Annotated in this window: 9 protein-coding genes; 3 read left to right on the top strand and 6 right to left on the bottom strand. The window is 53.6% G+C overall.

Translation table 11 applies throughout. The features are described from left to right. Positions 1–6: 6 nt before the first annotated feature. Positions 7–792 (bottom strand): zinc ABC transporter permease subunit ZnuB, encoded by a 786-nt coding sequence (znuB, locus tag GE278_11730; protein QLK61397.1) that lies wholly within the window; start codon positions 790–792, stop codon positions 7–9. Continuing rightward, positions 789–1,547, bottom strand: coding sequence for a zinc ABC transporter ATP-binding protein ZnuC (gene znuC / locus GE278_11725; protein ID QLK61396.1), 759 nt, complete (start codon positions 1,545–1,547; stop codon positions 789–791). The genes znuB and znuC overlap by 4 nt, the downstream gene beginning before the upstream one ends. Positions 1,548–1,642: 95 nt before the next feature. Here znuC and znuA point away from each other — a divergent pair, with 95 nt between their 5' ends. The 3 genes from znuA (at position 1,643) to lpxM (ending at position 5,016) form a co-directional block, all read left to right on the top strand. Continuing rightward, entirely contained in the window at positions 1,643–2,575 is a 933-nt protein-coding gene (gene znuA, locus GE278_11720) for a zinc ABC transporter substrate-binding protein ZnuA (protein ID QLK63275.1), read from the top strand. A 19-nt stretch (positions 2,576–2,594) separates the two neighbouring features. Beyond that, entirely contained in the window at positions 2,595–3,929 is a 1,335-nt protein-coding gene (mepM, locus tag GE278_11715; protein ID QLK61395.1) for a murein DD-endopeptidase MepM, read from the top strand. 106 nt (positions 3,930–4,035) lie between these two features. Continuing rightward, positions 4,036–5,016, top strand: coding sequence for a lauroyl-Kdo(2)-lipid IV(A) myristoyltransferase (gene lpxM / locus GE278_11710; protein ID QLK61394.1), 981 nt, complete (start codon positions 4,036–4,038; stop codon positions 5,014–5,016). A gap of 150 nt (positions 5,017–5,166) precedes the next feature. Here the strand turns inward: lpxM and GE278_11705 are convergent, their stop codons facing one another. The 4 genes from GE278_11705 to GE278_11690 form a co-directional block, all read right to left on the bottom strand. Further along, the gene (locus tag GE278_11705) at positions 5,167–6,384 is read right to left on the bottom strand and encodes an MdfA family multidrug efflux MFS transporter (protein QLK61393.1); all 1,218 of its coding nucleotides are present in this window, start codon (positions 6,382–6,384) and stop codon (positions 5,167–5,169) included. Between the two features lie 85 nt (positions 6,385–6,469). Beyond that, on the bottom strand, positions 6,470–8,854 hold the full coding sequence (locus tag GE278_11700; GenBank protein QLK61392.1) for a GNAT family N-acetyltransferase: 2,385 nt from the start codon (positions 8,852–8,854) through the stop codon (positions 6,470–6,472). Between the two features lie 14 nt (positions 8,855–8,868). Further along, positions 8,869–10,179 (bottom strand): SidA/IucD/PvdA family monooxygenase, encoded by a 1,311-nt coding sequence (locus GE278_11695; GenBank protein ID QLK61391.1) that lies wholly within the window; start codon positions 10,177–10,179, stop codon positions 8,869–8,871. Positions 10,180–10,192: 13 nt separating this feature from the next. Beyond that, entirely contained in the window at positions 10,193–11,749 is a 1,557-nt protein-coding gene (locus GE278_11690) for a pyridoxal-dependent decarboxylase (protein QLK61390.1), read from the bottom strand. Between the last annotated feature and the right edge of the window lie 634 nt (positions 11,750–12,383).

Here is a 12,383-nt window from a genome sequence, read left to right as displayed (position 1 = left end):
GGTGTGTCAGGAAACCTGTTTTTTGCCTAGGCTCAGCATAAACAGGACGGCCGCCGAGAGCACCACAGAAGGGCCAGCAGGTGTATCGTAAAACGCCGAAAATGTCAGACCTGCCGTGACGGCCACAATGCCGATAACTACCGCGACCGACGCCATCTGTTCCGGTGTTTTGGCAAAACGGCGCGCGGTGGCTGCCGGGATAATCAGCAGGGAGGTAATGATCAGTGCGCCGACAAATTTCATCGCAAGCCCGATGGTCAGCGCCGTCACCATCATCAGAATCACCCGTGAACGTTGTAAATTAACACCGTCGACGTGTGCCAGTTCAGGGCTGATGGTCATGGACAGCAGTGAACGCCATTGCCAGCAAAGAACCGCAATCACCACGGTTACGCCGATGCCGATCATCCAGATATCGTTGTAAGTGACCGACAGCAAATCGCCGAACAGATACGCCATCAGATCCACGCGCACGCCGGACATCAGGCTGACTACCACCAGACCTAGCGACAGCGCGCTGTGCGCCATGATGCCGAGCAGGGTGTCGACGGCCAGATGCGGTTTACGCTCCAGCGCGACCAGCACCAGCGCCAGCAGCAAGGTCACGCCAATCACGGTATAGAACGGATTGACGTTCAACAGCAGACCAAACGCTACGCCAAGCAACGAGGCATGTGCCAGCGTATCGCCGAAGTAAGACATACGTCGCCAGACGACAAAAGAGCCCAGCGGACCGGCAGCGATTGCCAGTAAAACACCCGCCAGCCAGCCCGGTAATAATAAAGCGATCATGCGTCACGACCTCCGCTGTTGCGCAAAATGACTTTTCCCTTTAAATCGTGACGATGGTTATGATTGTGGCGGTAAATCGCCAGTTGTTCCGCGCCGCGGTTGCCAAACATAGCGATAAATTCGGGATGGGTGGAGACAACTTCTGGCGAACCGGAACAGCAGATGTGTTGGTTCAGACACAACACTTCGTCGGTTTTGGCCATCACCAGATGCAGGTCATGTGACACCATCAGCACGGCGCAACCGAGCTCGCAGCGCAGGCTATCGATCAGGTTATACAGCGCCAGTTGCCCGTTGACGTCGACGCCCTGTGTCGGTTCGTCAAGCACCAGCAGTTGCGGACTGTTCATTAATGCCCGCGCCAGCAGGACGCGCTGATTCTCACCACCGGACAATTTTTGCATCGGCTGATCCAACAGATGAGCAGCCTGAACGCGTTTCAGCGCAGGCAGAATATCGGATTTTTTGACACCGGGTTTCAGGCGCATAAAGCGGCTGACGGTCAGTGGCATGGTGGGATCAAGATGAATTTTTTGCGGAACGTAGCCGATGCGTAAGCCGGGTTCGCAGCTCATCGTGCCTTCGGTTGGCGCAATCAGGCCAAGCACGACGCGCACTAATGTCGATTTCCCTGCGCCGTTCGGGCCAAGGAGGGTAAGTATTTTTCCCGGTTGTAACGCCAGCGAGATGTTGGACAACACGCGGCGGGAACCGAAAGTTACCGAAATATTTTTAAGCGTCGCTAAAGTGGGCATGTCATTGGGTCTTGCAGAACAAATCGGATGTTATAATATTGCGTTTCGCGAAAAATAACCAGTTTTCCCCCAACATGAAGATGAGTTCACCCCGCATGATACAGAAAAAAAGCGTTAAACGGTTGTTCCTGGCAGCCGCCATCCTGGGTGCCGGTGCGGCTTTGGGCGCGCAGGCCGCCGTGCTGGCATCTGTCCGTCCACTCGGTTTTATCGCTTCAGCCATCGCGGAAGGTGTGACGCCAACGGAAGTGTTGCTGCCGGATGGCGCCTCGCCACACGATTTTGCGCTGCGTCCTTCTGACATCCAGCGTATGCGCAGTGCGGATCTGGTGGTGTGGGTCGGGCCTGAAATGGAAGCCTTCATGACCAAATCTGCGGCGCAGCTTCCGCCAAATCGTCAGGTGGAAATTGCCACGCTGGCAGCGGTGAAACCACTGCTGATGAAAGGCTCGGACGATGACGAGCATGACCACGATCACGGCAAGGGGCATGACGAAGATGAGCACAGTCACGGCCAGTACAATATGCACGTCTGGCTGTCACCGGAGATCGCTCGTGAGACCGCAATCGTGATCCATAACAAACTTGTCGAACTGATGCCGCAAAAAAAGCAACAATTAGATGCAAACTTGTCACGTTTTGAGGAAGGCCTTACAAAAACTGACAAAAATATTGGTAATATGCTGCAGCCTGTGCAGGGTAAGGGATATTTTGTTTTTCACGATGCTTATGGCTACTTTGAAAAACACTTCGGCCTTTCGCCACTTGGTCACTTTACGATCAACCCCGAAATACAGCCCGGAGCACAGCGTTTACATCTCATTCGAACTCAGTTGGTTGAGCAAAAAGCGACATGCGTTTTTGCTGAGCCACAATTCAGGCCAGCCGTCATCACGGCTGTTGCCCAGGGAACAACCGTGCGTATGGGCACATTGGATCCGCTGGGGAGCGGCATTGCATTGGGCGCGGACAGCTACGTGAACTTTCTGTCACAGCTGACGAACCAATACCTGAGCTGCCTGAAGTAAGCTAAAAGGACAGAATTAAGTGCAGCTGATAGCCCGATCTATCGCTCTGGCGTATAGCAACCTTCCACGGCCCCACCGCATCATGCTGGGGTCGCTTACCGTCGTCACACTGGCTGTGGCCGTCTGGAAACCGTTAGCCTATCACCCGGACAATGACCTCTCAGATACCCGACCGATTGTTAAAAATATCGCCCTCGATCACGAACAATTGCGCTCGCTGCTTCCCGAAGCCAGCGAGCCTATCGATCAAACCGCACCAGCCGATGATGACATCCCACAGGATGATCTGGACGATAAAATCGTTAACGAAGCCGGTGTGCATGAGTATGTGGTCTCTACCGGCGATACCCTCAGCAGCATCCTGAATCAGTACGGCATTGATATGTCGGAAATCGCGGCCTTGTCTGATGCAAACCGGGATTTGCGTAATCTGAAAATCGGGCAGCAGATCTCATGGACCCTCAATGACGCGGGTGATTTACAGCGCCTGACATGGGAGAAATCCCGTCGCGAAACCTACACTTTTGACCGTTCTGGCAACACCTTTAAATCCTCATTGCAAACTCTGCAAGGTGAGTGGAAAGATTCGGTGGTGAAAGGCACGCTGAATGGCAGTTTTGTCACCAGCGCCAGAGCTGCCGGGCTGAGCAGTGCCGAAGTGAGTGCCGTCATCAAAGCGCTGCAGTGGCAGCTTGATTTTCGAAAATTACAGAAAGGTGATGATTTCGCCGTCTTGATGTCTCACGAAGTGCTCGACGGGAAGAATGAGCAAAGTGAGCTGCAGGCAGTACGTATGCGCACCGGTGGCAAAGATTATTATGCCGTGCGTGCCGAAGACGGCAAGTTTTATGACCGTACCGGCAGCGGGCTGGCGAAAGGCTTCCTGCGTTTCCCTACAGGAAAGCAGTACCGTGTTTCCTCTAACTTTAATCCACGTCGTCTGAACCCGGTAACCGGTCGTATTGCGCCGCACCGTGGTGTCGATTTCGCCGTGCCGGTCGGTACGCCTGTACTGGCGGTCGGCGATGGCGAAGTGGTGATCGCCAAAAATGGCGGGGCGGCGGGTAACTACGTGGCGATCCGTCACGGTCGTCAGTACATGACCCGTTATATGCACCTGCGTAAGTTGCTGGTGAAACCGGGTCAGAAAGTGAAACGTGGCGACCGCATCGCGCTTTCCGGCAACACCGGACGTTCTACCGGTCCGCATTTGCACTTCGAAATGTGGATCAACCAGCTGGCTGTTAACCCTCTGACCGCCAAATTGCCTCGCACCGAAGGGCTGACCGGTAAAGATCGCAGTACGTATCTCGCCACCGTTCGCCAGGTCGTTCCGCAACTGAAGCTGGACTGATTGTTCAGGAACATACATCCCGGCTAAATGCTGATGAGCAGTGATTTATTGCAAAATAAATCACTGCACTTATCATTAAGCCAGAATTTGTCATAAGAGCCTGAGTATGCAGCCAGAAAAAGAAAAACGATCGACTTCAGAATTTATTCCGCAATTTCAGAAAGCCTTTTATCATCCGCGTTACTGGGGCGTCTGGCTGGGCGTCGGTGCGATGGCGGGGATGGCTTACGTGCCTGCCAAAGTGCGCGATCCTATTTTAGGCAGTCTTGGCCGCCTGGCCGGGAAATTTGCCAAAGGCGCGCGTCGTCGTGCGCAAATCAATCTGTTGTACTGCCTGCCTGACACGCCCGAAGCCGAGCGTGAACACATCATTGATGAAATGTTTGCCTGTGCGCCACAGTCGATGGTGATGATGGCCGAGCTGGCGCTACGCAACCCAAAGAAGATCATGGAACGCGTGCAATGGCACGGCAAAGAAATCATCGATCAGATGCAGGCCGACGGCAAAAACGTGATTTTTCTGGTCCCACACGGTTGGGCCGTAGACATCCCGGCGATGCTGATGGCCGCCAGTGGTCAGCCGATGGCGGCGATGTTCCACAATCAGAAGAATCCGCTGACCGATTATTTATGGAATACCGTGCGCCGTCGTTTTGGTGGACGGATGCATGCGCGAAACGACGGCATTAAGCCGTTCATCAGTTCTGTGCGACAGGGTTACTGGGGCTACTATCTGCCGGATCAGGATCATGGCGCGGAACACAGCGAGTTCGTGGATTTCTTCGCCACCTACAAAGCCACGCTTCCGGCGGTCGGACGTCTGATGAAAGTCTGCCGGGCGGCGATTGTGCCGTTATTTCCAGTGTATAACGGCCATGAACAACGTTTGGATATCTTTGTGCGTCCGCCGATGGATGATCTGGCGACTGCCGATGATGTCACCATTGCACGGCGGATGAATGAAGAGGTGGAAATACTGGTCGGGCCGAACCCTGAGCAATACACCTGGATCCTCAAGCTGCTGAAAACCCGTAAACCGGGCGAGACTGAACCCTACGCGCGCAAAGAGTTGTTCCCGAAGAAATAGTTACCTGAGAGTGATGACTAAGAGCCAGCAGCGGTGAAAACCGGCAGACCATAAAGACGCCGTGAAATCATCCCTGATGGCTCGGGCCGCGCCATCCCTGGCGCGGACGCTTTACTCTCCTGCGTATGCTCACCTTCAGAGAAGGGTTTATTAGGCTTTTTGACAACTTTTCAGAAACGCCGTGATCATCAGCGTACCGGTTAGTCCGCAAACCAGTCCCGCCAGCATAAAGATGCCGTTACCCCACGCAAAGTACAGCTGCTTCGCCACTTCGATACCGACGGCAAAAACGATGATAGTGATAAGCCCCAGTGCCGCCGCGACAGTGCCTTTGCCTGTCGGACTGGAGAACAGCGTCAGGCGGTAAAGCCCGGCATTCACCAGCCCGGTGCCTAGCGCGTACAGGCTCAGCCCGCCGATTATCCATCCCCATGCATGAACCATAAACAGCGCCGAACCGGCAGCTATCGTCAGACCCAGTGTGATCGGAATAATGCCCAGCCAGACAGGCGTGCGGATATTCACTTTGCCGCTGAGTTTGCCCAGGGCAATATTGCCGATAATCAGCCCGGTAAACACCGGTACCTGCAGCCAGCCGTAGTGCAGCGGTGACATGCCTGCGTCCTGGATCAGTAACACCGGTGACTGCGCTACCCACGCCAGCAGCGGCAGGGTTATTAGCCCGATGGACAGCGAGCCGGTGATCACGCCTTTGTTGGTCAGCACTTCGCGGTAATCCGCCAGCAATCTGCGCATCGAAAAGCGCCCGTCACGGCCTGTCGCGGTCTCCGGCATACTCCGCCACAACCCCCAAAACGCCAGTGCAGAAATCATCGAGAACAGCGCAAACATCGCTTTCCACGGCGCGTAATGGATGAACGCCGCACCGGCCAGCGGCCCGAGCAGCGGGGCGATCAGCGTAATATTTGCCATCAGCGCCATCAGTTTGACGCTCAGCGTTTCATTGAATGCTTCCTGAATGGCGGCGTACCCGACTGCGCCGATAAAGCACAGGCTCATTCCTTGCAGGAACCGCATCAGAATGAATTGCTCGATGCTTTGCGTGAAGACGGTCAGGAAACAGGTGAGGGTAAAAAAGGCCACGCCGGTGAGTAAAACCGGGCGTCGCCCAAGCCGATCGGACAGTGGGCCGAGCAGCCATTGCAGTAAGATGCCACCGCACAGATAGGCGGTCAGTGAGGTCGATACCCAGTCGGCGCTGGCGCTGAAATCGCTCACCACCTGCAACATGCCCGGCTGGATCATATCGTGGGCGATATAGGTGGCGAATTCGAATAACACCAGCGAAAGCGGAAAAAGCCACTGGCGATAACTCAGCCTTGAGGCCGGTTCAGAAACGGACGACATAAAGAGAACTCTCCATTACTCAAAATCAGAAAAGCGCGACCCTCTCAGGCCGCGCTAAAAAAACGCATATGATTAAAAAATCTGCTTAGTAACGGTTAGCGTAGGCCGCGATAGGGTTCTCCAGCGTCCCGGCAAATTTCAGGTTTTGCGCCGGATCTGACAGATTGATCATCTGCTGGTTATTGGCCAGTTGCAGGCGATTGAGGCAAGAGTGGGTAAACTCCGGGCCGAACATGTCATAGCGTGAAAATTTCTCTGCCAGTTCCGGAAACTGTAGCTGGTAATCGCGGACGACTTCCGCCGCCACGCCCCAGAACTGTCCGGCCGGATAGTCGCCGTGCTCTTCCAGAATACGGGCGATAAAGCGGAATACGCCGGCGAAAACGTCGGTGAAAATCGACAGGATCTTGAGTTCATCCGGCACATCTACCGCCAGACGTTTGGCTTTCTCCGGCAGCCTGGCATCCGGGTTCATCACCGCGATTTCTTCGGCAATATCCTTCATGAATGCGTTCACCGGAATATTGTTTTCGAAGCGCAGTATCAGGTTTTCGCCGTGCGGCATAAACACCAGATCGTACTGATAGAAGCAATGGAGCAGCGGGCTTAGGTAAGCGTGCATGTAACGCTTCAGCCAGTCGCCGGTCGCCAGACCGGAGGATTTGATCATCTCGACAATCAGCGCATCACCGTGTTTGTCAGTATGCAGCAGGGCGGCCATGGTCATCAGACGCTGATTAGGTTGCAGCTGCGCCACCGGATTTTCACGCCACAGCGCGGCAAACATTTTCTTGTAGGCGCTGTCGCCTTTGATCGCCTCTTCGAAGTAGTGGTTGTGATATCCGAGCGACGCGACTTCCTGCAAAATTTTGAAACCGGTGGATTGCAGATAGGTATCGTTTTCCACAAGCTCCGCCAGCCATTCGTTGATGCCAGGCGTGGTCGCCATGTAATACGGCGAAAGCCCGCGCATGAAGCCCATATTCAGAATCGACAGCGCTGTTTTGACATAACGGTGCGTGGGCTGGCTGGCGTTGAAGAAGGTGCGGATCGACTGCTGCGCCAGATACTGGTCTTCACCTTCGCCGAGATAAATCAGGAACTGGCGGGCGATATCCGGAGCAAAAACGGTCAGCAATTTATTCTGCCACTGCCACGGATGCACCGGCATAAAGTAATAGTTTTTTGGCTCGACGCCGATATCCACCAGTTTCTGGGTGAAGGCACAAATCTGCGCATCGCCCAGTTCCTCGGCAATCAGTTTTTCGTACGGCAAACCCTCAGTGGTGGCGAAATGCGCTTTATCATGATGTACCGCCACCCACACTAATTTCAGCGGATTCGCCGCTTCCGGCGCATAACGCACGTAGTCTCCGGCGTCAAAACCGATACGACCGTTGTTGGCGATAAAGCTCGGGTGGCCTTCGGTCATGCTGGTTTCCACCGTCTGGAAATCCGCCTCAGTCAGCTGTTTCGCAGTGGTGTGATTGTTCGCCAGCTTATACGCGCTGCTGTAGAGCGTGCTGCTGATTTCTTCCATATAAGTCGGCAGCATAGCCTGTGAAATGCCAATCTGTTCGGCGAATTCAATAATGAATTTCAGCGCATCGAGCGGCTGCCCAGTAAAATTGTCCAGACGCTGAATGCTGTCCAGATCGATCATCCAGTCGTTAAGCGGAAGCTGGCGCGCGCGAAAACGGTATTCGACTTCAGATGCCGGAACCGCTAGCTGATAGTCAGTCCAGGTACCGCTGGACTGTAACGCTTTCGGTTCGAGCAGGCGTTCGTGAGTCAGCTCGGACAGGCATTTACGCAGTAACAGGGCGTTGGCTTTCGCCCAGATTTCAGGCTGTAAATGCTGGCCGGATTGCAGTGTTGAGGTCGTCATTGTGGCGTGTTCCTTCTGGCTGGCCTGCAAAAAATCTTCACGCTGGCAGAACGCCAGCCATGCAGTTTTGTGTGTCAGTTGCACCTGTTTCTGATAGCGGAAACCGGCGCGTTTATTCAGTTTGTGGATCTTTTCGTTGCGTACATCCGGTTCGACGACCACACGTTTCACGTCGGGTAGGCTGAACAGGTATTCCATCACGGCGGAAAACACCTGCCAGCTGAAACCTGCGACCGGCTTTTCTGCCGGGGCGAGCAGAATGTGCATGCCGATATCGCCCGGCTGCACGTCGTAATGTTCATGCAGCGGATCGTCCTGCACCGGGTAGCATTCGATCAGGAAACGCGGCTGACCGTCGATTTCGCCCATCAGTGCAGCCTGCGGTTTACCGGCGGTAAGGTCGCGATAAAATGCATCCACTTCGCCAACGCTGCTGTTCTGCATGCCCCAGAAACTGGCGTAGGGCTGAATCATCCAGCCGTGCAAGACCGCGGCGTCTTTCGCCAGATTCAGCGGGCGCAACGTCAGGAGGCCTGCGTCACGCGGGCAGGAGAAAACGGAGGTCGGATTGATATCAAACATCGGGCATTTCTCCGTTATTGGTCTGCCAGACTGCGGGCACAGAAGGTCTGGAAGGCGATCGATTTCTCCACCGTGTAAACCTCTTTACCCAGCATTTCGCGGATGAGGGTGCTGTTGCGGTAACACGCCATACCCAAATCCGGCGTGACGAAGCCGTGGGTGTGCAGTTCGGCGTTTTGTACGAAGATCTGATTGTGGGCATCAATGCTGTAGTTGCGGTTGACAGCGTAGCGTCCGGCGTCGTCCCACTGAATACGGTTATAGATCCCTTCGATAAACTGCGGCGGCTGATAGCTGTAGCCGGTGGCGAGGATCACCGATTCAGTTTTGTGGCGATATTCCTGCTGTTGTTCGTGATGCAACAGGCTCATCTCAAGCTGACCGCTGCGGTTGCGGGTGAGGGCGGTCAGTTCCGAATGGGTATACATATCGACCTTAAGCGGCCCGTCGAGACGCTTGGTGTACATCAGATCGTAGATGTCGTTTATCAGGCTGGCGTTAATGCCTTTGTACAAGCCCTTCTGCTCGCGATTCAGCTGGTCGCGTTTGCTCATCGGCAGGTCGTGGAAGTAGTCGATGTATTCCGGCGAGGTCATTTCCAGCGTCAGTTTGCTGTATTCCAGCGGGTAGAAGCGCGGCGCGCGCGTCACCCATGTCAGCTGATAACCGTACTTATCGATATCAGAAAGCAGGTCGTAGTAAATCTCCGCCGCGCTCTGTCCGCTGCCGACCACGGTAATGGATTTGGAATTTTGCACCTGTTCTTTGTTGGGCAGATACGCTGAGGAGTGATGCACGTTGCTTCCGGCGTCACGGGCGCAGGCGGGCATCCACGGTGAAGGGCCGGTGCCGAGCACCAGACGTTTCGCGCGATAGACTTGCTTATCGGCGCCTTGAGTCGAACGCGCATGCACCAGATAGCATTCCTGTGCCGCATCCCAGGTCACCAGCTCCACGCGTGTGGAAAATTGCAGACTGGTCAGCTGTTCGCACGCCCACTGGCAGTACTGGTTGAACTCTTTGCGCATCATGAAGAAGTTTTCACGAATGTAGAAAGAGTAGAGCTTGCCTTGCTGCTTCAGGTAATTCAGGAAGCTGTAAGGGCTGGTCGGATCGGCCAGCGTCACTAAATCGGCCATGAAAGGCGTCTGCAAATGGGCGCTTTCCAGCATCATGCCGGTGTGCCAGTCGAAGCCATCATTCTGATCTAAAAACAGGCCATTCAGCTCTTTAACTGGCTCTGTCAGACAGGCCAGACCGAGGTTAAAAGGGCCGATGCCGATGGCGATGAAGTCGTACGTCTGTTGGGACGGGGTGATGTTCATGGTGCAGCTCCTGTTACCGGTTTTTGGCGGCGCTCAGCGCGGCGGCAGTCAATTCTTTGCCGTAATGCGTGATGAGACCGAGCACGTCGGCGATGTCTTCCGTGGTGGTCATCGGGTTCAGTAAGGTGAATTTCAGGTACTGGCGCTGATGAACTTTGGTGCCTGCAATCACAGCGCTGCCGTCGCGGAAAATCGCCTTACGGATGTCGGCATTGATGATGTCAATTTGTTCATGGCTCATCGACATGCGCGGCACAAAGCGGAACACCAGCGTGCTCAGTTCTGGCTTGTGCAGGACTTCGATATTCGGGTTGTTTTCCATCATCTGATGAGTTTCCCTGGCGCGTTCGAGCAGTACGTCGAATGATTCACCCAGCGCCTGCTGACCCATCACGCGCAGTGTCAGCCACATCTTCAGGGCATCAAACCGTTTGGTGGTCTGAATGCTTTTGTTCACCAGATTAGGCGTTCCTTCGAGCTTGGCGCTGAGCGGGTTGAGGTATTCCGCGTGATGCGTTACGTGCTCCAGATGGCTGTGGTCGCTAACCAGAAATGCGCTGCAACTCACCGGCTGGAAGAAGGATTTGTGATAATCAACGGTGACAGAATCCGCCAGATGAATGCCTTCGATGCGCTGGCGGTGTTGCGGTGAAACCAGCAATCCACAGCCATAAGCAGCATCGGCGTGCATCCAGATCTTCTCTTTACGGCAGATTTCGGCGATGTCATGGAGCGGATCGATACTGCCAAAATCGGTGGTACCCGCGGTGGCGACAATCGCAATTGGGATCAGGCCTTCTGCATGGCAGCGTTCGATTTCTATTTTCAGCGCATTGATGTCCATGCGAAATGCGCTGTCACAGGCAACCGGCACCACGGCGTCATAACCCAGACCGAGCAGGGCTGCAGATTTTTGAATGCTGAAATGGCTGACCTGCGAGCTGAAAATTCGCCAACGGTTGGCTTCTGGCGGCAGACCCTGATATTTGATGCTGTGCTGCGGGCGGGTACGTTTGCAGTGACTGTCCCGGGCCAGCAGCATTGCCATCAGGTTAGACTGGGTGCCGCCGCTGGTGAAAATGCCGTCCGACTGCGCACCGAAACCAATGCGTGCCAGCGTCCAGTCAATCACCTTTTGCTCAATCAGCGTGCCGCCCGCGCTCTGATCCCAGGTATCCACCGAGGAATTTATCGCGCTGATAAACAGCTCTGCCAGCTGTGAGGGCACCACGGTCGGGCAGTTGAGATGAGCGAGGTATTTCGGGTGATGGAAATAAACGGCGTGCTGAAGGTATAAATCATCCAGTTCTTCCAGCGCCAGCCGCGTCCCGGCTAAAGGTTTGGTTAAATCAATATGGCGAAATTGTTCGGCTAATTCAGCCGGAGACACGCCGGAAAAAGGTTTTTCCGTATGGTTAATGTGAGATTTAATTAACTCAATGCCTTGTTCAATCTGCGTCTGCCATTCCGGCGTGCTGTTTTGATTGAAAATATAGCCCTGATTTTTGCTTATTTCAGGCTTGGAACCGGTGGGATTTTGCATCAGTTCCCAATTATTTATCTGGCTCATTTTTGGCACCTTGTTATGTGGCAGTTATTCCGCTGCGGGCGTGCGGCGTCCGCCCGGATTTTCAGGGATTATGTTTTGAACGTATGCGTTATCGGGCAGGGCTTATGGCCATGCCTGTCGGGTATGTGTGTTTTTAATCTGAATTAACTAAAATATAAGGCAGTTTCTCTTGTTTGATTTCCTTAGTGCGGATTTATACAAGGATTTAACGAATGGAAATCATTATAAATGCAAATCATTATCATTCAACGTTGGCGTTGAACATTTATCACATCCGCGCGGATTTCATGATTTTATGTGATAAAGATCACATGAAAAGACTGAAAATATTCAAATTCTTTATAATCACACCAGAGTAATCTGTATTTCTTATTCATTTTATTGCGTTTAAACAGCGCTCCGGGAAGATAAAAAGTTATATTTAGGCGCAGAAAGAGAAAGGGTATTTTATGCAGAATGATCTGGCGGATATGAAAACGTCAAAAATATGACATCAGAGTCGCAAAATAATGATCAATGCGACTTCGTATATGTCCTTACAAATAACAGGGTCAGGGAGTATTTTGAGGATAAATAAAAAACCCACATTTCTGCGGGCTTTAAATACTAATTTATTACACTTGCCTTCATTGAA

This window comes from Enterobacteriaceae bacterium Kacie_13 (assembly GCA_013457415.1).
GTDB lineage: Bacteria > Pseudomonadota > Gammaproteobacteria > Enterobacterales > Enterobacteriaceae > Rahnella.
Note: the sequence above shows the minus strand (reverse complement) of the source record. Positions and strands in the feature narration are given on the sequence as shown.

Bases quoted from the DNA above. Each gene is read 5' to 3' on its own strand.
- znuA (QLK63275.1), top strand. From the start codon at position 1,643: ATGATACAGAAAAAAAGCGTTAAACGGTTGTTCCTGGCAGCCGCCATC.
- znuB (QLK61397.1), bottom strand. From the start codon at position 792: ATGATCGCTTTATTATTACCGGGCTGGCTGGCGGGTGTTTTACTGGCA.
- GE278_11695 (QLK61391.1), bottom strand. From the start codon at position 10,179: ATGAACATCACCCCGTCCCAACAGACGTACGACTTCATCGCCATCGGC.
- GE278_11705 (QLK61393.1), bottom strand. From the start codon at position 6,384: ATGTCGTCCGTTTCTGAACCGGCCTCAAGGCTGAGTTATCGCCAGTGG.
- lpxM (QLK61394.1), top strand. From the start codon at position 4,036: ATGCAGCCAGAAAAAGAAAAACGATCGACTTCAGAATTTATTCCGCAA.
- GE278_11690 (QLK61390.1), bottom strand. From the start codon at position 11,749: ATGAGCCAGATAAATAATTGGGAACTGATGCAAAATCCCACCGGTTCC.
- znuC (QLK61396.1), bottom strand. From the start codon at position 1,547: ATGCCCACTTTAGCGACGCTTAAAAATATTTCGGTAACTTTCGGTTCC.
- GE278_11700 (QLK61392.1), bottom strand. From the start codon at position 8,854: ATGTTTGATATCAATCCGACCTCCGTTTTCTCCTGCCCGCGTGACGCA.